Origin of the sequence: Pseudomonas kitaguniensis, from assembly GCF_049199985.1 — a bacterium.
GTDB classification, from domain to species: Bacteria; Pseudomonadota; Gammaproteobacteria; order Pseudomonadales; family Pseudomonadaceae; genus Aquipseudomonas; species Aquipseudomonas kitaguniensis.
Map to the genome: position 1 here is coordinate 17,832 of NZ_JBLZPT010000032.1, position 21,926 is coordinate 39,757.

Sequence of the window (21,926 nt, forward strand, 5' to 3'; positions counted from 1 at the left end):
GCGGAGGGAATAGCGGCGCAGACGGGGGAGATCACTGCGGAAGCCGCCAACATAACACCTTGATCCGAATGTGTACGTTTTCGTTTAACGTGTAAGGCTGAAGCGCTCGCGGTAGGCCTGGGGCGTAACCGCCAGCGCCCGCAGGAAACTGCGTCGCAGGGTTTCTTCACAGCCAAAACCGCATTGCACCGCGATGCGTTTGATCGACGCCGTGCTGTCGGCCAGTTGCCGGCGCGCGGTTTCCACGCGTATCAACTCGACCGCGCGCGCGGGCGTCTGGCCAGTTTCGGCGCGGTAGTGGCGCACGAAGCTGCGCTCGCTCATGCCGGCCTGCGCGGCCAATGTGGCGATGTTCAAATCAAGGGTAAGGTTTTCGGCCATCCAGGCGTGCAGGTCGGCGAAGCGGCTGTCGCCCTTTTGCAGTGACAACGCCACGCTGAACTGTGACTGGCCGCCGGGGCGTTTAAGGAACACTACCAGGTGCCGTGCAACCTCCAGCGCCACCGCGCGGCCGAGGTCTTCTTCCACCAGGGCCAGGCACAAATCGATACCGGCCGTTACGCCCGCAGAGGTCCATACCGCGCCTTGCTGGATGAAAATCGGGTTGGGCTCCACGGTCAACGAAGGAAACTTGCGCGCCAGTTCTTCACAGCGAGTCCAGTGGGTGGCCACGCGGCAGCCGTCGAGTAAACCACTGGCCGCCAGCAGGAAAGCGCCGGTGCACACCGAGGTCATGCGCCGCGTGTGCCGGGCTTTTTCTTTCACCCATGCCACCAACGCTGGGTCTTCGGCGGCGCCGTAAACGCCCCAGCCGCCAGCGATAACCAAGGTGTCACAGGGTTTATCCGCTGCCGGCAGCGGCTCGGCGACCAGCGCCAAACCGGCCGAGGTCATCACCGGCGCTGCCTGCGCAGCGATCACCGACACCGCGTAAGGCGGCGGCAAGCCGCGCTGGCGCGCCAGGTCATTGGTCGAGGCGAACACTTGTAAAGGCCCGGTCACGTCGAGCACCTGGACGTTATCGAACGCGAGTACGTGGATTATTCGGGTCATGATTGGCGTGATAGGTGGGTCCAATGGCGTATTCGCCAAAGCCTAGGCCTCTAGAGTAACGCCGTCCACCCCTTTATCGGAGCATGATTGATGACCTTACAGATCGGCTTTTTGTTGTTCCCCGGCATCCAGCAACTGGACCTTACCGGCCCCTATGACGTACTGGGCTCGCTGCCGGACGTAAAGCTGCACCTGGTGTGGAAAGACCTCGTGCCGGTCACGTCGAGCACCGGCTTGGTCTTCACCCCGACCATGACCTATGACGACTGCCCGCAACTGGATGTGCTGTGCGTACCGGGCGGTTCCGGCGTGGGTGCATTGATCGAAGACCCGCACACGCTGGATTTTCTCAAGGCCCAGGCACAGAACGCGCGCTACGTGACGTCGGTGTGCACCGGTTCGCTGGTGCTCGGCGCAGCGGGTTTGCTGCGCGGCCGCAAAGCCACCACGCACTGGGCGTACCACCACCTGCTCGCCCCGCTGGGTGCAATCGCGGTGCAGGCGCGCGTGGTGCGTGACGGCAATTTATTGACCGGGGGTGGCATCACCGCTGGCATCGACTTTGCCTTGACCCTGGCGGCTGAGTTATACGGCGAGGCGACCGCGCAGTTGGTGCAATTGCAGATCGAATACGCGCCCGCGCCGCCGTTTGATTCGGGCAGCCCGGACACGGCGCCCAAGTCGGTGCTGGAGGAAGCCAACCGGCTTACGGAGCAATCGCGCAAGGCGCGCGGCGAAATCGTCGCACGCGCGGCCGCCCGGTTGGGGTGATGTAGCGCCTGGGGGGGGGGGGGGGGGTTTTTGGGGGGGGGGGGGGGGGGGGGGCGGGGGGGCCCCCCCCCCCCCCCCCCCCCCCCCCCCGGGGGGGGGGGAAAAAATTTAATAACCGGAGTGTGGTAATAAGACCCCCCCGGGGGCGGGCGGCGGCCCCCCCCCCCCCCCCCCCCGGGGGGGGGGGGGGGGGGGGGGGGGGGGGGGGGGTGGGGGGGGGGGGGGGGGGGGGGGGGGCGCCCCCCCCCCCCCCCCACCCCCCCCCCCCCCCCCCCCCCCCAGACCGCTCACCACGACGGGCTCAGTTGCGACTAATCAGTAACAATCCAGCGTCTGTAAAGCAACTTTTTGAGCCTCCCCAGCCAATTTTTTGTTAGTTGTAAAAGTACCTTCTAATTGCACCAAGCCCCCGCATTCAGGGCCGTTAGCCCAGCCTCGCCGCGCCTCTTTGTCCTCCTTTCTTGCCCCTCTCGAAAAAGGTTTTCATATTCCACAGGAAAATTCCTGGATTTGTTCCTACACTCAAAAACAGGGCCTTACACCGACTGTATTGAACACCGCATTGAACACTCTATTGAACAAGGAACGTCAATAAAATGCCGACAAAAAGACCGATTAACGCTTCAAGACTGACACCTCCGCACCATTGTCAATTGATTGACTAAGCAACCCAAACGGAACACTCCTTACGTATTTACCCAGCAAAATCAATTCATTTGAATAGCTTCATGTGAAGGGACAGTTGCGTTTTACCCAGAGTAGTCGTCGCTCGACTTGCCTTACTCAATAAGCAGCTTGCTGCCTTATCGATTAAACAGTCGAACAGGGGCCTGGCGTGCAATGAAGGATGTTTTTATGCGAGAAAAGTCGTCAGTCGACAGCCTGTTTTTAACCCGCGCCGGATTCGTTGAGTTCTTTGTTGTCTTCGTCAAATTTATCCATGGCTTGTCGGCCATTCTGCCGCCACTGGTGTTAGTGCTTTTCATCGAACCGATGGACCCCGAACTGCGCCCTCACTTCCTCGGCTTGCTGCTGTTTTTTGCAGTCCTGACCATTATTCTGTTCCACGCCCTGGGCATCTATTCCGAAGAGCTGTTCAGCAATCGCTTGCGCCTGCGTACCAAGGTGGTGTCGTGGTCTGCGGCATTCTGCATCCTGTTGTTCATGTACCAGATTCTGCAGTTTTTTCCGCAACTGACGCCCCACAACCTGGTGGCCTGGTACTTCGCCAGCCTGGCGTTGTTCTGCATCGAGCGCCTGCTGATGCTGCGCCTGTACCGCAACCTGATGCGCAAGGGCAAATACCTGCAACGCACGGTCATTTTGGGCTTTACCGACACCGCCGTGCACGTCGCCGATCACCTGCAACGCAATGGCGACATCCGATCCGGGCTGATCGGTTTTATCGATGACCGCACCGAACGCATTCCCAAGGAATTGAGCAACCTGCCGTTGCTGGGCAACACCCGTGACCTGGAAAAACTGATCCGCGCAGAAGAAGTCAATCAAGTGATGATCTGCCTGCCGTGGGCCGCCGAGCAGCGTATTCACGGGCTGGTCAATCGGCTGCGCCAGATGTCGGTGAACGTAATGCTGGTGCCCGACATGGCTGCCCTGCGCTACGGCCACAGCCGCATCACCGACGTCGGCGGCATCCTGATGTTCAACACCTCGCAGTTGCCACTGCGCGGCTGGTCGCCGGTGATCAAGCGTTTCGAAGACATGCTGTTGGCGAGCCTGGCGCTGGTAGTGCTGTCACCGCTGATGCTGGCGACGGCGATCGCGATCAAGCTCGACTCAAAAGGCCCGGTACTGTTTCGCCAGAATCGTTATGGCTATAACGATAACGAGATCCGCGTGTTCAAGTTTCGCTCGATGTTCACCGACCAGAGCGACTTCACCGCCGAGCGCCAGACCACGCGTGCCGACCCGCGTATCACGCGCGTCGGCCGCATCATCCGCAAGACCAGCATCGACGAGCTGCCGCAGTTGTTCAACGTGCTGCTGGGCAACATGTCGATGGTCGGCCCGCGCCCGCACGCCACGGCGACCAAGGCTGCGGGTATTCCGTTCGAAGTGGCGGTCAGCGAATACAGCTCGCGGCATCGGGTCAAGCCGGGCATTACCGGCTGGGCGCAGATCAACGGCTACCGTGGCGAGACCGACACCCTGTTCAAGATCCAGAAACGTGTCGAGTACGACCTGGAATACATCTCCAAGTGGTCGGTGTGGTTTGATTTGTACATCGTTTTCATGACGGTCCCGGCCGTCCTTTCCACCAAGGAAGTCTATTGATGAATACCCTCAACGGATTAATTCCCTGCATTATTTCCGGTGGTTCGGGCACACGGCTGTGGCCGGTGTCCCGGCAGAACATGCCCAAGCCTTTCATGCGCATGCGTGACGGCCAGAGCCTGCTGCAGAAAACCTTCCAGCGCGCGGCCAAACTGCCCGGCGTCGAAAGCGTGCTCACGGTGACCAACCGCGACCTGCTGTTCCGCACGCTCGACGACTACCGTGGGGTCAACACCGCGCACCTGCCGCTGGACCTGTTGCTGGAGCCCTTTGGCCGCAATACAGCGGCGGCCATCGCGGTGGCGGCGCTGCACGTGCAGGAACATTTCGGCGACAGCGCGCAGTTGTTGGTAATGCCTGCCGACCATTTGATTCTCAATGAAGTCGCGTTTGCCGACGCCGTGAGCCAGGCCCGCGACCTCGCCGAAGCCGGCTACCTGGTCACGTTCGGCATCCAGCCCGACCACCCCGAAACCGGCTTCGGCTACATCGAACAAGGCGAGCCGCTGAGCACTGGCAACCGGGTTAAACGCTTCGTCGAAAAACCTGACCTGGCCACCGCGCAAGGTTACCTCGATGGCGGTAAACACCTGTGGAACGCCGGCATGTTCTGCTTCAAGGCCAGCACCCTGGTGGAAGAACTCGCCGCCCACGCACCCGACGTATTAACGGCCGCCAAGGCTGCACTCGAACACAGCCAGAGCCTGCAAAATAAAACCTCGCGCCAACGTGAACTGGATTCGGACGCGTTCGGCAGCGCGCCGGATATTTCCATCGACGTGGCCTTGATGGAAAAGTCCACGCAAGTGGCCGTGGTGCCCTGCGACATTGGCTGGAGCGACATCGGTTCCTGGGAAGCGCTGCGCCAGCTCACGCCCAGCGACGCCCACGGCAACCAGGTCAATGGCGAGGCGATTTTGCATGATGTGCACAACTGCTACATCGACTCGCCCAAACGCGTACTCGGCGCCGTTGGCGTGCGCGACCTGATCATCGTCGACACCCCGGATGCGCTGCTGATCGCCGACGCTCATCGCAGCCAGGATGTGCGCTACATCGTTGCCGAACTCAAGCGCCAGAACCATCCGGCGTTCAGCCTGCACCGCACGGTGACACGGCCGTGGGGCACCTACACGGTGCTGGAGGAAAGCAGCCGGTTCAAAATCAAACGCATCGTGGTCAAGCCGCAGGCGTCGTTGTCACTGCAGATGCATCACCACCGCAGCGAGCACTGGGTGGTGGTCAGCGGCGCGGCGCAGATCACCAATGGCGAGCGCGAATTTCTGATCAACGCCAACGAGTCCACCTACATTCCAGCCGGGCACAAACACCGCCTGACCAACCCCGGCATCATCGACCTGGTGATGATCGAAGTGCAGAGCGGCGAGTACCTCGGTGAAGATGACATCGTGCGCTTTGACGACATTTACGGGCGCGCGCCCTTAGACGTGAAAAAGTAACATGCGCACCTCGTTGATCATCCCGACCCGTAACGCCTCCAGCCACCTGGCGCGACTGCTGCCGGCGCTGAAAATGCAGACCGTGCAACCGGACGAAATGCTGGTGGTCGACAGCGCCTCGCGTGATGACACCGTGGCGCGCTTTCAAGCGTATGGCGCGCGGGTCGAAGTGATCGACGCCGGCGACTTCAACCATGGCGGCACGCGGCGCTGGGCCAGTGAACAGGTGGGCGGTGACGCGCTGATCGTGATGACCCAGGACGCGATCCCCGCAAGCCCCGAGACGTTCGCCAACCTGCTCGACGAGTTGCAGCAAGACCCGCTTAACGGCGTGGCGTACGGCCGCCAACTGCCGCACCCCGACGCAGGCGTGCTGGGCGCTCAATCGCGGCACTTCAACTACCCGGCCCAGAGCCGCAGCAAGCGCCTGGCCGATGCACCGGAACTGGGGATTAAAACCTGTTTCAGCTCCGACTCGTTTTGCGTGTACCGGCGCAGCGCGTTGCAAGCGGTTGGCGGTTTCCCCGCCGACGTGATCGGCAGCGAAGACGCCTACGTCGCCGCGCGCTTGCTGCTTGCAGGTTACAACGTGCGCTACGCCGCCACCGCGCGGGTGTACCACTCCCACGATTACCGACTCATGGATGAGTTTCACCGCTACTTCGACATTGGCGTGTTCTACGGCCGTGAGCCGTGGATTCGCCAGGCATTTGGCGATGCCGGCGGTGAAGGTAAACGCTATGTACTGGCTGAGCTCGCGGCTTTACGCGCAGCCGGTGCATTGCACCGCGTACCCGAAGTACTGGTGCGCAGCGCGTTCAAGTTGCTCGGCTATCGGCTGGGCCATCAGGAACGCCGCCTCCCCCTTGCCGTAAAGCGGCGCATCAGCATGTTCCCCGGTTATTGGAGGTGAGCAGCATGACTAACAGGACGTCACCCTTTATGAAAAAAACCGTGCTCATCCTGGCCATGATGGCCCTGGCCGCGTGTAATACGCCGGCGCGCATCGAGCCGCCGGACGACAAAACCGTCGAAGACGGCAAGCGCGCGCTCGACCAACTGGCGCAGTTGCCGCCGGCGGTGGAGCGAATTCGCATCGGCGACCAGTTGCGCATCGTGCGTGATGCCGGGGAGATGCCGACACTGTCGGCGTTCAACGTCAGCACCATCTATGAACTGACGCTGTACACGGTGCAAACCGACGGCAAGATCAACTACCCGTTCCTGGGGCCGATCCAGGTGGCCGGGCGCCAGCCGTCGGACCTGGCGATGGAGTTGACCAACAAGCTCGCGCCGGTTTACCGCGAGCCCCGCGTGACGGTGAACATCAACCAGGCACCGGGCAACGCAGTGATCGTCGGCGGCGCGGTGAATAACCCGACCTCGGTGCAGATCGCCACGGCCAACACCCTGGAGCAAGCGATTATCGGCGCCGGCGGGGTCAACCCGTCGGGTAACGCGAGCATGGTTGCGCTGTTGCGCGAAGACGCTCAAGGCGCCTATCACGCCTACTTCCTGGATTTTAGCCAATACCTCAAAACCGGCCCCAACGGGCGTAAACCCGTGCACCTGCAACGCGGTGATGTGGTGTTCGTGCCCAAGTCCAACGTCGGCGAGCGCATCCAGGGCGTGGACACTTACCTGAACCAACTGATCCCGTTCACCAAGTCGATCGGGGTTGGCTACAACTACACCAGAACCAGTGGCGGCACTAACTAAAGGAGCGACATCCGATGATCGAGATCCGTTCTTTTCGTGATCTTCTGCGCCTGTTTTTCATCTTCCGGCACGAGTTCAAACTGGCGGCCATCGCCGCGCTGGTGATCATTTTGCTGAGCGCATTTTTGCTGCCAGCCAAGTACGAATCCACCGCGCGCCTGTTGGTCAAGCCGGGGCGCGATTCGACCTTGCCGATCGAAATCAGCAACCGCCAGGCGATGGTGATGCCCAGCACCCAGCGCGACCCGATTGTCGACGAGGAGCGCTTGCTCACCGGTCGCCCGATCGTACGCGCAGTGGCCGAGCACTACCTGCAAATCAGCGAGAACGCCACGCCGCCAGAGGGCGTCTGGAAACGCGCCAAGTACTACGTCAGGGAAGGCGTGGGCGCTGTGTTCGATGGCCTGCGGGTGGTGCTGGAAACCGTCGGCATCGTCGAAAAAACCACGCCGGTAGAGCGCATTGCCGCAAGCCTGGAAAAGAGCTTTGAAGTCAGCCACGCCGTCGGTTCCACGGTGATGGACATCAGCTTCAAGTGGGGTGATCCGGAGATCGCCCAAGCGGTGGTCAAAGACTGGATCGAAACCTACATCGCCGAGCGCACTCAGGCCTTGGGCCGCAAGAGCCTGTATGCCTTCTACGAGGCCCAGGTGAGCACCAGTGCTACCGAGATCAAGAGCTATAAAGAGCAGATCCTCGGCCACCTGAACGAGATTGGCGCGGCGAGCATTACCGATCGCCTGGAAGATTTGTCCGAGCGTATCAACGTGCTGCGTGGCGAAGTGTTCAATACCACGCGGTTGATCGCCTCGTCCGACAGCGCGATTGACAGCACCCGCACTCAGCTCAAGTCGCAGCCCAAAGAAGTGACCACGGTTCGCCAGATTGCGCTGAACCCGCAGCAGCAGGATTTGCGCCGTTTGCTCAACCAAAAGCTGCTGGAAAAGGCTGACATGATGCGCACCTACACGGATAACGCGCCGCCGGTGAGAGCCCTGGACGCGTCGATTCGTGCCATGCAGGCGCAAGTCGCGAATGTCAGCAACACCGTGCAAGCCTCGGAAAACCGTGCGCCGAATACCCTCGAAATTCACCTGCAGCGGGTGCTGCTGGACGAGTCGAGCAACAACCAGGCGCTGCGTACACAACTGGTGCAACAGCAAAAACAACTGGTGAACCTCGAGGCCCAACGCAAGCAAGCGCTGGAGATTGAACCGGAGCTGGCGCGCCTCTCGCGCGAACTGAACGCGACCGAGCGCAACTACACGCTGTACGTCGATAACCTGGAAAAATCGCGTATCGACCGTGAGCTGGACAACAGCCAGATCAGCAACATTGCGGTGATCGAAGAGGCCACCCTCAACCCTGGCCGCATCTTCCCGAAAACCCTGGTGATGCTGATGCTGGCGATCCCGTTCGCGATCGTCGTCGGCTTGCTGGTGATCTACCTGTGCTACCTGATGGATCAGCGCATACATGACGGCGGTTTGGTGGAGCGCAAGTTCGGCCTGCCGCTGTGGACCACCCTGCCGGAGCTGGACACCAGCACCGCGCAGAGTACCAACGCGTTCAACGCAAGCATTTACCGGCTGTATGGGTTGTTGCAGTTGGACCGCGTTGCCGAGCAAGGTTTGACCCTGGGCCTGACCTCGGCGCGCCACGGTGAAGGGGTGACCTTTGTGGTGGAGCAACTGCGCCAATTGCTGCAAGAAAACGGCATCAACGTGCGGGTCGGCGGCGTGGCGGCGGCGTTACCGGGCGAAGTGGTGCTGCTGGACGCCTCGGCGCTGTTGGACAACCGCGATGCGTTCGTCAACTTGCTGCGTGCCGACCTGATCGCGCTGGTGGTGGAAGCGCAGAAAAGCACGGTGCCGGTGGTCGAACACGCGCTGTCGATCCTCAACACTGCGTTCGGCAAAGTGGACGGCATCATCATCAACCGACGCAAATTCGAAGTGCCGGCCAAGGTGCTTAAATCCATCGCCAAATACCGGGGAGCGTTCTAATGCGCATCGCCCTGCTCGCGCCCTTGCCGCCGGAAAAAAACGGCATCGCCGACTACGCGAACCATTTCAAGGCGGCATTGGAGCAGTTGGGCGTGACGGTGGCGACACCGTTGAGCGGCGTGGAAGGCAGCAGCGTTGCGATCAAGCAGGCCGTCGCAGGCTTCGACTGGCAGAGCGTGGACCTGGTGCACGCCGAGCTGGGTGGCGGCCGACTGGGCGAGTTCCTGGCCCTGCGCGAGTTGCGCAAGGCCTATCCCAACCTGCCGCTGACGGCCACCGTGCATGACCCGGAGCGTATGGTTTGGCGGCGCGAGCACCTGCCGTTTCCGCTGAACCTGCTGGAACGCTTGCCCAGCCCGCTGCCACAAGCGGCGGTGGTGCTGGCCGACCCGCTGACCTTGCGCGAAGAGCGTCACGTTGCCCAAGGCCTGACGCGGCTGATCACGCTGACCCGCTTGGGTGCCGATTGCTTGAGCCAGCGCATGCAATTGCCGAGCGGCAAAGTGGCAGTGATCAACCACGCCAACCTGGCCATTGAGCCAGCCCCGTTACCGCCGCTTGAGACCCTGCGCCTGCTGTATTTCGGTTTTATCTACCGTGGCAAAGGCATTGAAGACCTGCTGCAAGCATTAGCCGACGTGTTCAAACACGCCCCCGAATTGCGTGACCGTGTGCGCCTGACCCTGGCCGGTGGCACTGCCGCCGAAATGGCGTTTGGCGCGGGCGGCAATTACCTGGAGCAGTTGCACAGCCAGATCGCCGAACTCGGCCTGGCGGGCTCCATCGACTGGCGGCTGAACCTGCCGGCCAGCGAGATTGCGCAGACGATTCAGGCGCACCATGTGATGGTGCTGCCGTATCGCGAATCAAAAAAACTTGGCCTGCTGGGGCGCCAACGTGGCACCAGCGGTGCACTGTCTTGGGCGGCAGCCTGCGGGCGCGGGGCGATTACTTCGGATGCCCGCGCATTTGCCGAAGAAGTCGCCAGCGGCAATGGCGCCATTTATCCGCAAGGTGATGTGGCGGCGCTGAGCGCACAATTGTTGCGCCTGGCGCGTACGCCGTCGCTTGCCAGGGACTGGGCCGAACGTGCGGCAGAAATCGGCCGCGAGCGCTTGTGGCCGTTGACCGCAGAAAAATTCAGACAACGCTTTGAGCAGGCCATTCAAGGAGCACCCTATGGCGCGTAAACGCACCTACTTTGCCACGCTTGCCGTGGTCGCAGCCCTTGGCCTGAGCGTGTTTATGTGGGGCCGCCAGGCCGATGCCGAGAGCCATGTGCTCAAGGGCAACAAAGTGGTGGTGTGGAAAGATTTTTTGGGCGTGAACGCGCAATTTCTGTGGTTCAGCCCTGCGCGTTACCAACTGCAAATTGACCGCCTCAAGGCGCTGGGCTTGCAATGGGTGCGCCTGGATTTGCACTGGGACCAACTGGAACCCACCGTAGGCAAGTATCAGATCGCAACCCTGGACCAACTGGTCGATAAGCTGCAAGACAACCAGCTTAAATCAGTGTTCTACATGGTCGGCTCGGCGCCCTTCGCCACCACGGCGCCGAAGGGTGCGCCGTATCAGGACCAATACCCGCCCAAAGACCCGAACGTGTTTGCCAACCGCATGGGTTTGTTGGCCCAGCGCTACCCCAGCGTCAACGCCTGGCAAGTGTGGAACGAACCGAACTTGCTCGGCTTTTGGCGCCCGGCGGCCAACCCAGCGGGCTACGCCAAGCTGCTGACCGCCACGGCCTCGGCGTTGCGCGCTGTCGATGCGAACAAACCGGTGGTCGCCGCCGGCATGGCGTTCTTCAGCGAAATGCCCAACGGCCAGACCATGTTCGATGCGCTCGGTGCGCTGGGCGTGGCCAGCTTGAAAACGATTATTTCCTACCACCCGTATACCCAACTGCCCGAAGGCAACGACCCGGCCAACCTCGACTTCATCACCAAAACCAACGCGCTTAACCAGTCCCTGCGCAACGGCGGTGTTCAAACCCTGTGGAGTACCGAGTGGGGCTGGTCGACCTACCCAGGGCCAAAAGACGCTCAAGACATCATCACCCTGCAGGGCCAGGCCGATTACGTGGTGCGCCGCGTGGCGCTGATGAGCACCATGGATTTCGACAAGATATTTTTGTTCACCTTGAGCGACCTCGACCAGCGCGCCAGCGTGCGCGACCAGTTCTACGGTTTGCTCGACATTGACGCCAACCCCAAGCCGGTCTACACCGCGTTGAAAAACTTCCTCGACGTGAGCGGGCCACAACTGACCCCCGGCGACCCGCCCACTGCCGACCAGTTGCCCGACGGCTTGTTCAGTATCGGCTGGACCCGCGCCGACGGCCGTAAATTGTGGTTCTTCTGGTCGGCCCAAGGCGGCAACGCGCACTTGCCTGGGCTGGCCAGCGCGACCCTCTACGACCCACTGCGCAGCACGCAAACCCCAGTCAGCGGCACCAATGGGCTGACCGTACCGGTCAAACCGAACCTGCAAATTCTGCTATGGGATTGAAGCCTGCCATGCGCATTTTATGGATACTGCCCTACTCGCCCTGGCCCGCGACCAGCGGCGGCAAGACGCGCCAGTTCCATCTGCTGCGCAGCCTGGCAGCGCGTGGGCATCGGATCACCTTGCTGCTGCATGACAAGCAACCGGTGTCGCCAGCGGATCGCCATGTGCTGGAGGCGTTTTTGGAGCAGGTGATCACCTTGCCACGGCGCCCGCTGCGCAGCCTGAAAACCATCGCGGCCGGGCTGTTTGCGTCCTACCCGCTGCTGGCCAGCGTGAATGGCCTGTCGAGCGCGCTGCAAACTACCTTCAACCAATTGCTCAATGAACAGTGGGACGTGGTGCAGATCGAACACACCTACACTTTTCAGCCGTACGAAGAGGCCCTGATGCGCACTGCCCAGCCCTTCGTGCTGACCGAGCACAACGTTGAATCGGCGCTTGGCGCAGCGACTTACGACCGCTTGCCGCGTTGGGCACTGCCGTTCATTCGCTACGATCAATGGCGCTACACCCGCTGGGAGCACCGCGTAATGCGCCAAGCCGCGCAAGTGGTGGCGGTGACCGACAGCGACGCGCAAGTGCTCGAAAAAATCGCCGGTAAACCGGTGCCGGTGGTGGTGAATGGCGTGGACTGCGACCATTTCGCCGCCGCTCATCCCGACCCCAGCACGCGCCGCGTGTTGTTTTTGGGCAACTATGAATACGCGCCGAACGTGGATGCGATTGAGTGGGCACTCGACGAGATCCTCCCCAAAGTCTGGGAGCGCTGCCCCGACGCGCGCATGAGCGTGTGCGGTTTTGGCATGCCCGGCAGTTGGCGTGAGCGCTGGAAAGACCCGCGCATCGAGTGGCAAGGGTTTGTACCGGACCTGCTGAATTTACAATCCAGTTGTTCGGTGTTTCTGGCGCCGTTGCGCCATGGCGGCGGTTCCAAATTGAAAGTGCTCGAAGCCTTGGCCGCCGGCCTGCCGTTGGCCAGCACCGAACAAGGCGTGTCGGGCCTGGACCTGATCGAAGGCCTCGACTACCTTGGCGGGCAAAGCGCAACCAGCCTGGCGGACGCCGTGGTGCGCCTGTTGCAGTGTCCCGAGGCTGCCGCGCCGATGGGCGAAGCCGGTCGCGCCTATGTGCGTCGGGCGCACGACTGGAGCGTTGCCGCCAGCCAATTGGAGCGGGTATATGCGAGCCTTGCGCCGCTCAATCAAGAGGAGCCCGCATGCGTGTAGGCCTGGATTACCGTACCGTCGGCACCTCACCGCAATCGGGGATCAGCCGCCAGGTGTATGCGCTGGAAAATGCCCTGCGCACCCTGCCGGGTATCGAACTTGAGCGGTTTACCGTGGCGCCCTTGGGCGATGAAACGCGCTTTCAGGCGCATTGCCCGGCGTGGGGTTGCGCGAAAACCGCGATGCATCAGCCGCAGAATCGGTTGCGTTTCGAGGCCGGGTTTTTACCGCGCGCGTTGCGTGAGCAGCACATTGACCTGTATATCAGCACCTTCAATATGGGCCTGCCATTGCCGCCCAAACCGAAAGGTTTGCGCAGCGTGGTGCTGTTGCATGACCTGTTTCAGATTACGCTGAACAACTACCACGCCAACCGTTTGAAAGCGTTGCTCTACAAAACCAGCGATCGTTTGTCGATTGCCTATGCGGTGCACAGCGCCGACCGGGTGTGGACGCCTTCGCAGTACAGCGCCGATGAAACCGCGCGGCTGTTTCCCAAGGCGGCGGGCAAGATTCGGGTATTGCCCAACCAAGTGGACGGGTTTGTCGACCGGGCGGCGGACCTTACGGCGCGCCAGTTGCCCGAGCATTATTGGTTGCTGGTGGGCACCCGTGAATTGCGCAAGAACGTGCCGTTTTTTGTCGACGCCTGGCAGCAGGCGCGGCGCCTGTCACCTGCGGTGCCGGAACTGGTGCTGGTGGGCAGCCTTGAGCACTTACCCGAGGCGCAACGCAGCCTGCCAGGCATTCGCGCCTTGAGTGGCGTGTCGGACGCCGAGTTGCACGCGTTGTACCAGCAGGCCGCGCGTTTGTGGCAGCCGTCGTATGCCGAAGGGTTTGGTTTGCCGGTGATCGAGGCGCTGAGCGTCGGCACGCCGGTGGCGGTGGCCAGTGGCACGTCGCTGGATGAAATCACCCCGCCGTCGTCGCCGCGTTTTTCGCCCACCGATGGCCCGGCGCTGGTGCAACTGATGGTCGAGCTGGTTGATCGCCCCAGCGAAGATTCACCGGAACAACGCAAGCAGTGGGCGCAACGCTTCAATTACCAGGCCTATAGCCGACGCCTGGCCGAACTGATCGAGGAATTAACATGAGAGTTTCACTGGCAAGCCTCGTCGCGATCATGTTCGGCCTGCTGTTTGGCGCACTCGCCCTGATGCTCTCGCCGTCCAAGGCGTTTCTCGCCGTGATCGGCCTGGCCGCCGCGGTGACCATCCTGCGCTTCCCGCTGTGGGGCTTGTTGCTGTTTGCCGGGGTTGCGACCTTTATGCCGTATTCGACGGTCAACCTGGGTATTCGCACCACCGTCAGCGAGGCGATTCTGGCGCTGACGTGGGGCGCGGTGCTGTGGCACAGCTTTCTGTCGCGTGTGCCGGACACTCCGAGCCTGTCACGCCGCCCCACCGATCAGATGCTGCTGTGGCTGATGCTGTTCAGCGTGTTCCCGTTTATCGTCGGCCAAATCAGCATCCAGGCCGACACCAGCGGCACGGCCAACTGGCTGCGCTGGTTGCTGAGCCTGTCGGCGGTGTTCCTCGGCGCCAAATTGCTGGTGGGCTACAAGCAACGCGAATCCCTGGTGATCGCGCTGTTGCTGGGCACGCTGGCAATGCTGGTGCTGTCGATTGCAGTGTTTCTGCGCACCCGCTCGGGCGCAGGCATTGCGCCGATCCTGGCAGTGTTCAATTACGGCAACTTCGACATGCTCAAATTCGGCCTGGAGGCGATGTCGTCGCGCATGGGTTCGCCGTGGATGCACCCGAATGCCATCGGCGGGATCATGGCGCTGCTTCTGCCCCTGGCGTTCTGTTACGGCATGACCGAGCAAGGCTGGAAACGCGCGCTGGGCCTGGGCGTGGCCTGCCTGGGCGCCGCCGCGTTGCTGTTGGCGAGCAGCCGTGGCGCGATGGTCAGCCTGGCGCTGGTGCTGATGTGGATGGCCACGCGGCGCGTGCCCTACACCGGGCGCCTGTTGATGATCGGCGCGGCGCTGACGGTCGCGCTGGTGATGGCTTACCCGCCGTTGCAGGAGCGCCTGGCGACGATTTTCTCGTCGGACAACGCGAGTACTGAAGTGCGTTTCGATGAGTACCGCACGTTCCCGCAGGCAGTGGCGGCTTACCCGTTCGGCATCGGTTTCAAAGTCGACCCGCCGGTGCCGGGTACGCAGTTGCTGGGCATCTCCAACCTCTGGCTGAACTTCATCTACAAGACCGGCATCGTTGGCATGCTGCTGTTTATTGCGGTCACCGTGCGCTGGTGGCGTGAAGCGCGCCCGGAAAAAGGCCCGATCCGCCTGACCAAAGACAACGCGCTGTGGCTGGGCAGCACTGCCGGGATTCTCTCGGCACTGGTCAGCGGTTTGTTTGACCACTACTTCAGCTTTGCGGTGGTGATGGTCGCGCTGTTCTGGCTGATGGTCGGCATTAACGTGTTGGAGGCGCGGCGTTTGTTTCCGGCACGTTTGCCGCAGGTCAAGGCAGTCGTTTATCGCAAGCCGTTGCTTGACGGCGCAAGGTCTTAAGCATGCTCGGTTCCGCCGTCTGGCTGACCGTGGCCACCCTGCTGGGCCTGTGCCTGGGGTTCGCGCGCGAATGGTTGCTGGTGGCGGCGTGGGGTGCAGGCGAGCGCAGCGATGCGTTCTTGATCGCGCTGTTTTTACCCGAGGCCTTGCGCATGTCGTTGGCCGGTGGCGTGTTGAGCGCCGCCGCGCTGCCGCTGTACCTCGAACGCAAAAGCGCTGAGCGGCTGGATTGGCTGGGCGTGCTGTTCCCGGCCTTGCTGTTGATCGCCTTGGTCACCAGCCTGTTGCTGACGCTGTTGGCGCCGTGGCTGGTGCAAATACTCGGCCCGGGGTTGGCGGACAGCGCCACCGCCCTTGCCGGCAGCAACCTGCAAATTGTCGCCTGGTGTGTGCCGGGCTTGATGCTGCATGCGCTGTTCAGCATTCCGTTGCAGGCCAGCGAACGCTTTGTATTGGCGGGTTTGGGTTCGCTGCTGTTCAACCTGCCGCCGGTGACGTACCTGGCGCTGGCAGGCACTGCCACTCAGGCGCATTTTCTGGCGCTGGCGTGCCTTGCCGGCAGCCTGTTGATGCCGTTGGCCTTGTTGCCGTCGGTCTGGCGCCAAGGCTGGCGGCCGTGGCGCTGGCAACTGAGCGTTGCGCCGCTGCGCGAACTCGGCCAGCGCATCGGGCCATTGTTGTTAAGCAATGGCGCCAGCCAAGGGTTGGCGTTGATTGAGCGGCTGGTGGCGTCGCTGCTGGGTGAAGGCGCCGTCACGTGGGTCAACCTTGCCCGCAAGCTGATGAACCTGCCGCTGATTGCGCTGATGAGCCTGAATCAGGTGCTGCTGGGCATGATGAGCCGACGCCAGGGCGACGAGCGCCTGGCGTTGCTCAAGCGCGGCCTGGAAACCGCCAGCGTGCTGACCCTGCCTGCCGGGGTCGGCCTGGTGGCAGCGGCGCCGAGCCTGGTGGCGTTGCTGCTGCCCAAGCAGTCGGCGGATTCGCCGTTGCCGCTGTTGCTGGCCTGGTTTGCCGTGCCGTTGGTGTTTGGCGCGTGGAACGCCTTGCTCGCGCGTTATGCCTACGCCGCCGGCGATACGCGCCAGCCGCTGCGCTGTGAGTTGCTTGGGAGCCTGGTCAACGTGCTGTTGCTCGGCGCCCTGCCCGTTGTGTTTGGCCTGGCCGGTATTCCGCTGGCCGCGCTGGCGGGGGTGATCTGTACCGCGCTGTTACTGATGCAACGCCAGCGTTTGCTCGGCGACCTGCCGTGGGCGCGGCACTGGCTGCTCGGCGCAATCGTCATGGGGTTGGCGGCGCTGGTGCTGTTCCCCATTGACGGCGTATGGCTGCAACTGGGGCTCAGCACCCTGGCCGGCGCCGTGGTGTTGCTGGGCATGGGGCTGTGGCTGAAGCCGTGGCGCAAGGCCTGAATGACCAAGCCTGCTGCAGGCGGTGAATTTATCGAAGGGAGTAGTCAGGTGAAACATCGTTGGATTCAAATGGACATCGCCAGAGGCATTGGCATTCTGGTAATCGTGTATGCCCACAGCTGGTTTGTCGCGTCCTCGCCGGAGCTGCTCTACCCGATCCTCGCCTCGTTTGTATTGCCGTTGTTTTTCTTTCTGTCCGGGGTGTTCTTCAAGCCTGAGCAGCCGTTTGGGGAGATGGCAATACGCAAGGCCGACGCCCTGCTCAAGCCATTTTTCTTCACCATGCTGGCGTATGTGATCGTGCGCGACATCCTGCGGGGTCAGCCGTTGCTGCCGGATATAGGCGGCGTGCTGTACGCCTCGGTGGACACCATTCCGTGGCAGGCGCTGTGGTTTCTGCCGCACTTCTGGGTAGCGATACTGTTCAGTTGGGTGGTGCTGCGGCTGATCTCGCGCTGGCAGCTGTCGCTGCCGGTGAGCTGCGTGTTGATGGTGGTGCAATTGCTGGTCGGCATCTGGATGCTGCCGTGGTTCTGGCAATTGCCGGTCACCTTCGCCGGGCGAAGCTGGGTGCTGCCGGGCTTGCCGTTCGGCCTTGATATTACGTTGATCAGCAGTGCCTGTTTCGTCTACGGCTACTTGCTGCGCGACTGGTTACGTACCCATTCGGGCTCACTGTGGACCTTGCTGATGTCGGTGGCGCTGTTCGCGGCGGTGTTCATCTTCAGCCGCGACACCATGGACATCGCGCAACGTCGCTATGACCACTGGTTGTGGAGCAGCTTGCTGGCGCTGATTGGCGTGTACTTGTGTTGGGCGCTGGCGCGGGTGCTGATGGTGTCGGCGCTGATCACCCGAGCGATGACCTACATCGGCCAGTCCACGCTGATTCTGTTGATCTTCCACGGCGAAATCCAGCACAAGACGGTGGACTTGATGGAACGCGTGGGCCTGCATCCGTTTGTGGCGGCGAGTGTGGGTTTGGTGACGGCGATCGTGGCGCCGCTGCTGATCGGCGAAGTGATCAAGCGCGTGGCGTTTTTGCGCTTTTTTTACTTTCCGTTTCCAGTGCGTAAAGCCGCTAAAAACCCGTAGGAGCGAGCGGGCTCGCCCCTGCAGGCAGGCGCGTCAGTCATCCAACGATTGCGCCGCAGGCTTGGCGGGTTTGCCGGCTTTCGCGCCCTTGGCAGGCGCTGCGGCGGCAGGCTCGGGTTCGGCTGGGGCGGCAAGTTCTTTCTCGGCCATCGGCATCTGGTCGATGGCGCTGAAGAACTCTTTCAGGTCGAGGGTATCCGGTGGCACGGTCTTCTCGAGTTTTTTCTCGCCGTCCTTGCCCACCAGAATCACTTTGGTGCCGCTGCCGGCGCCCAATTTGAGCGCACGGATCAACGCATTGGTTTCAGGCGGCGTGAGCTTTTTGTTGTCCTTCGGGTCTTTGGCGAACTTCTCCCCTTCGGCACCGATGCTGCCGAACTTCACGGTGTAGAACACCATGCTGCGCTCTTCAAAGGACTGCTTGGTGGCAGGCTCTTCCAGCTGTTTGTGCAAGGTGGCCAATGTTTGGTTGCCGGAATCCAGCTCCACAACCACCAACGGGCGTGACTTGCCCATGTCCTGCTTGAGCGGGTTAATATCATCCGCGGCCAACAGCGGCCCCGTAAAAGCCATCAAGGTAGCCAGGGTCAGCGACCGGATGAGCATGCGCACCTCCTTTGAATTTCATGCAGTGTTCTTGAGTTTCATGTCTGCGACAGTCAATTTCAAGGATGATTCCTACACTACGTTAAGAAGCGTAGGTCAGGACGCCCGCCACGCAAGGGATGGTATGCCCTCAAGCATCATTGTTTCTTCTGATTGCACGCCCATTACGCGACGCCCCACTGCGGCCAATGCCGGGCAAACACGGGCGCCACAAGCGGGTCGGCATCCACCTGCGCCAACGTCTGGGCAAACCCTGGCGCCAGGCTGCTGAGCATCTCGCGGGCTTCGTCCCAGCGCGACACCGCAGCGGCCATAATGCCGAGCGCATTCGGCCGCGCATCCGGCGCAAACAACTGCTCGGCAAATTGGTCGGCGAACACCACCCAGGCTTGATGCAGGTAGCGACGCGTGCCAGTGACCAATTGCGCCTGCGCCGCCTCATCCGCAGTGCCCAGCCAGCGTTGCGGGTAGTCGATGATGCCGATGGCCGAATAGCAATTGGCGGCGATGTACACCAGGCCTCGCAGGATCTGCGCGCGGTCACCGCCCAATAAATCGGAAGCCGGAAACTCCAGGCCCAAGTGGATCAGAATCGCGGCGCTTTCGGTCAGCACCTGGCCATCGGGCGTGACCAACGTAGGAATCTGTTTAAGCGGGTTGATACGCGCAAGAGCGTCGCTGCCCTCGCCGTCGTCCCAGGAACTGGCGTTAACCCGATGCCACGGCACCGCGCAACGCTGTAGGGCGATTTCGATCATGCAGGAGCCGGATTCGTCGGTGCCGTAGAGCGTGTACATGGGCGTTTCCTCGCTGTCGCAGCCGTTCGGCGTTCACGTTGGCCGTTTAGAACAGGCCCATTTGCCCGCCGACCAAGGTGCCGAAATCATCATTCACAAACGGCAGAATAGCATCGGCCACCGGCTGCAGTTGCCGAGTGACGTAGTGATCATAATCAATCGGCGCCTGCCGCACTTCCAACGGTTCCGGCCCGTTGACGGTCATCACATAGCTGATCCAGCCGCCACGCTGGTACTGGCGCGGTCGCCCGAGGCGGTCGTTGTATTCATCCGCCAGGCGCGCAGCGCGTACATGCGGCGGGACGTTGCGTTCGTAATCGCCCAATTGGCGGCGCAGGCGTTTGCGGTAAATCAGCAGGTCGTCGAGTTCGCCACTCAAGGTACGGCGCACATAGTCGCGCACATAATCCTGATGGGGCTGGCGATGGAAGATGCGCTGGTAAAGCGCTTGCTGGAATTGCCGGGCCAGCGGCGACCAGTCGCTGCGCACGGTTTCAAGGCCCTTGTAGACCATTTGTTCGCTGCCATCGGCGCGCACAACCAACCCGGCGTAGCGCTTTTTGCTGCCCTCCTCCGCGCCCCGAATGGTCGGCATGAGGAAGCGACTGAAGTGGGTTTCGTATTGCAGTTCCAGAGCGCTTTGCAGGCCGAATTCGCTGTGCAAATGCGCGCGCCACCACTCATTCACGTGTTGCACCAGCGCCTCGCCGATACGGCTGGCGTCTGCCTGGGAATGCGCACTGCCGAGCCAGACGAAGGTGGAATCGGTGTCGCCGTAGATCACCTCATAGCCTTTGGCCTCCACCAGTTCGCGGGTCTGGCGCATGATCTGGTGCCCGCGCATCGTGATCGACGACGCCAGGCGCGTGTCGAAAAACCGGCAACCGCTGGAACCCAGTACGCCGTAAAAAGCGTTCATGATGATTTTCAGCGCCTGCGACAACGGCGCGTTGTGCTCACGCTTGGCCAGCTCGCGGCCCTCGGACACGCGCGTGACGATGGACGGCAGGCAGTGCCGGGTACGAGAGAACCGCGCACCGCGAAAGCCTTCCACCGACGCGCTGTCGTCAGGGTGCTTGAGGCCTTCGATCAGGCCCACCGGGTCAATCAGGAAACTGCGGATGATCGACGGGTACAGGCTTTTGTAATCCAGCACCAGCACCGATTCGTAAAGGCCGGGGCGCGAGTCCATGACAAAACCGCCGGGGCTGGCTTGCGGTGGTTTATCGCCCAGGTTCGGCGCAACAAACCCTTGGCGGTGCATCAGTGGCAGGTACAAATGGGTGAAGGCCGCAACTGAACCGCCATTGCGGTCCGCCGGCAGCCCGGTGACGCTGGCCCGCTCCAGCAGGAATTTGAGCAGCTCGGTCTTCTCGAAAATCCGCGTGACCAGCTCGCAGTCTTTGAGGTTGTAGCGCGCCAGGGCGGGTTTGTCCTCGGCGAACATGCGGTTGATTTCGTCCATGCGCTGATACGGCGTGGAGATGTCTTTGCCTTCGCCAAGCAGGGTTTGCGCGACGTTTTCCAGGCTGAAGGATTCGAAGCTCCATGTGGCCGAACGCAGCGCTTCAATGCCATCAATAATCAGCCGCCCCGCTGCCGCAGCGAAGTAGTGGTTGCGGCTGCCGTGCTCGCGCCAGGCCATGGCTTCACCGCCGCGCCCGAGCAGCAGCGGCACATTCAGGCGCTGGGCATGTTCGTGCAGCACGCGCAGGTCGAACTGCACCACGTTCCAGCCGATGATCGCATCCGGGTCGTGGGTCGCAAGCCATTGGTTAAGGCGTTCGAGCAGTTGCGCGCGGGTGTCGCAGTAGTCGAGCTTGAAGTCGACCGCGCAGGCCTTGTTCGGCGGGCCGAGCATGTACACCTGGCGCTCGCCGCAGCCTTCAAGGGCGATGGAATAGAGGTCGCCTTTGGCCGTGGTCTCGATGTCCAGAGACACCAGTTTCAGCGGCGGGCGGTAGTCGGGCGCAGGTTTCATTTGCGCATCGAGCAGCGTGCCGTCGGCGTCAGGCGTTCCGCCAAACCAGACCGGCGCGGTGATGAAACGCTCCATCATGTAGCGCTCGGGCGGGCGTATGTCACCCTCGTAGACGTCAACGCCGGCGGCGCGCAGGCGTTTTTCCAGGTCCATCGCCTGGCGGTGCTGCCGGGTGTAAAGGCCCAGCACCTGTCGGTGGTGGAAATCGCACAGTTGCAGCGGGCGCAATTCAACCTCGCGCTCGCCCTTGAGCAGCCAATCCAGCGGCTTGCGGTGCACCTCGGGAATGAACATCACCGACGTTTGCACGGGTAGGCGAATACACCGGGGGCCGTGGTCGGTGGCCAGCCAGAAACTGACCTCCGTGCCCGCCGGGGTGTCGCGCCAATGCCGGGTCAGGACAAAACCCTGCTGTAAATCCACCGTACCGCACCTCAGCCATAACGTTCAGGGCGTGATTCTACTCGGCATCC

Annotated in this window: 17 protein-coding genes; 13 read left to right on the forward strand and 4 right to left on the reverse strand. The window is 62.0% G+C overall.

Translation table 11 applies throughout. The features are described 5' to 3' along the window. Window positions 1–84 precede the first annotated feature (84 nt). Complete coding sequence (locus ACOZK9_RS25165) at window positions 85–1,053, reverse strand: GlxA family transcriptional regulator (RefSeq protein ID WP_058414141.1); 969 nt, start codon at window positions 1,051–1,053, stop codon at window positions 85–87. A 90-nt stretch (window positions 1,054–1,143) separates the two neighbouring features. Between ACOZK9_RS25165 and inhA the strand changes: the two genes are divergently transcribed. The 13 genes from inhA to ACOZK9_RS25230 all read left to right on the forward strand — a co-directional run bounded on the left by inhA (window position 1,144) and on the right by ACOZK9_RS25230 (window position 18,069). Then, window positions 1,144–1,824 carry an isonitrile hydratase gene (gene inhA, locus ACOZK9_RS25170; RefSeq protein WP_152751005.1) on the forward strand — a complete coding sequence of 227 codons (681 nt, stop codon included), beginning with the start codon at window positions 1,144–1,146 and terminating at the stop codon, window positions 1,822–1,824. An 855-nt stretch (window positions 1,825–2,679) separates the two neighbouring features. Further along, window positions 2,680–4,119 (forward strand): undecaprenyl-phosphate glucose phosphotransferase, encoded by a 1,440-nt coding sequence (locus tag ACOZK9_RS25175; protein ID WP_058414139.1) that lies wholly within the window; start codon window positions 2,680–2,682, stop codon window positions 4,117–4,119. Continuing rightward, window positions 4,119–5,579 (forward strand): mannose-1-phosphate guanylyltransferase/mannose-6-phosphate isomerase, encoded by a 1,461-nt coding sequence (locus tag ACOZK9_RS25180; RefSeq protein WP_058414138.1) that lies wholly within the window; start codon window positions 4,119–4,121, stop codon window positions 5,577–5,579. Before ACOZK9_RS25175 ends, ACOZK9_RS25180 begins: the two co-directional genes overlap by 1 nt. A 1-nt stretch (window position 5,580) precedes the next feature. Then, window positions 5,581–6,492 (forward strand): glycosyltransferase family 2 protein, encoded by a 912-nt coding sequence (locus ACOZK9_RS25185; RefSeq protein WP_058414137.1) that lies wholly within the window; start codon window positions 5,581–5,583, stop codon window positions 6,490–6,492. Between the two features lie 29 nt (window positions 6,493–6,521). Next, the gene (locus ACOZK9_RS25190) at window positions 6,522–7,298 is read left to right on the forward strand and encodes a polysaccharide biosynthesis/export family protein (protein ID WP_058414136.1); all 777 of its coding nucleotides are present in this window, start codon (window positions 6,522–6,524) and stop codon (window positions 7,296–7,298) included. 14 nt (window positions 7,299–7,312) lie between these two features. Then, on the forward strand, window positions 7,313–9,304 hold the full coding sequence (locus ACOZK9_RS25195; protein ID WP_421556823.1) for a GumC family protein: 1,992 nt from the start codon (window positions 7,313–7,315) through the stop codon (window positions 9,302–9,304). Then, the gene (locus ACOZK9_RS25200; RefSeq protein WP_421556824.1) at window positions 9,304–10,494 is read left to right on the forward strand and encodes a glycosyltransferase; all 1,191 of its coding nucleotides are present in this window, start codon (window positions 9,304–9,306) and stop codon (window positions 10,492–10,494) included. Before ACOZK9_RS25195 ends, ACOZK9_RS25200 begins: the two co-directional genes overlap by 1 nt. Next, window positions 10,484–11,812, forward strand: coding sequence for a GH39 family glycosyl hydrolase (locus ACOZK9_RS25205; RefSeq protein ID WP_058414133.1), 1,329 nt, complete (start codon window positions 10,484–10,486; stop codon window positions 11,810–11,812). The genes ACOZK9_RS25200 and ACOZK9_RS25205 overlap by 11 nt, the downstream gene beginning before the upstream one ends. 8 nt (window positions 11,813–11,820) lie before the next feature. Beyond that, entirely contained in the window at window positions 11,821–13,038 is a 1,218-nt protein-coding gene (locus ACOZK9_RS25210; RefSeq protein WP_421556825.1) for a glycosyltransferase family 4 protein, read from the forward strand. Further along, entirely contained in the window at window positions 13,029–14,132 is a 1,104-nt protein-coding gene (locus ACOZK9_RS25215) for a glycosyltransferase family 4 protein (RefSeq protein WP_421556826.1), read from the forward strand. Before ACOZK9_RS25210 ends, ACOZK9_RS25215 begins: the two co-directional genes overlap by 10 nt. After that, window positions 14,129–15,562, forward strand: coding sequence for an O-antigen ligase family protein (locus ACOZK9_RS25220; protein ID WP_421556827.1), 1,434 nt, complete (start codon window positions 14,129–14,131; stop codon window positions 15,560–15,562). Before ACOZK9_RS25215 ends, ACOZK9_RS25220 begins: the two co-directional genes overlap by 4 nt. Window positions 15,563–15,564: 2 nt before the next feature. Beyond that, window positions 15,565–16,974 carry a lipid II flippase MurJ gene (locus ACOZK9_RS25225; protein WP_058414129.1) on the forward strand — a complete coding sequence of 470 codons (1,410 nt, stop codon included), beginning with the start codon at window positions 15,565–15,567 and terminating at the stop codon, window positions 16,972–16,974. A 48-nt stretch (window positions 16,975–17,022) separates the two neighbouring features. After that, window positions 17,023–18,069, forward strand: coding sequence for an acyltransferase family protein (locus ACOZK9_RS25230; protein WP_058414157.1), 1,047 nt, complete (start codon window positions 17,023–17,025; stop codon window positions 18,067–18,069). A 33-nt stretch (window positions 18,070–18,102) separates the two neighbouring features. On the opposite strand, the gene ACOZK9_RS25235 is transcribed toward ACOZK9_RS25230, so the two are convergent. The 3 genes from ACOZK9_RS25235 to ACOZK9_RS25245 form a co-directional block, all read right to left on the reverse strand. Continuing rightward, window positions 18,103–18,675, reverse strand: a complete 573-nt coding sequence (locus tag ACOZK9_RS25235) for a DUF4174 domain-containing protein (protein WP_058414128.1) — start codon at window positions 18,673–18,675, stop codon at window positions 18,103–18,105. A gap of 164 nt (window positions 18,676–18,839) precedes the next feature. Then, complete coding sequence (locus tag ACOZK9_RS25240) at window positions 18,840–19,472, reverse strand: glutathione S-transferase family protein (protein ID WP_421556828.1); 633 nt, start codon at window positions 19,470–19,472, stop codon at window positions 18,840–18,842. 46 nt (window positions 19,473–19,518) lie between these two features. Next, window positions 19,519–21,876 (reverse strand): DNA polymerase II, encoded by a 2,358-nt coding sequence (locus tag ACOZK9_RS25245; protein ID WP_172979486.1) that lies wholly within the window; start codon window positions 21,874–21,876, stop codon window positions 19,519–19,521. Window positions 21,877–21,926 lie beyond the last annotated feature (50 nt).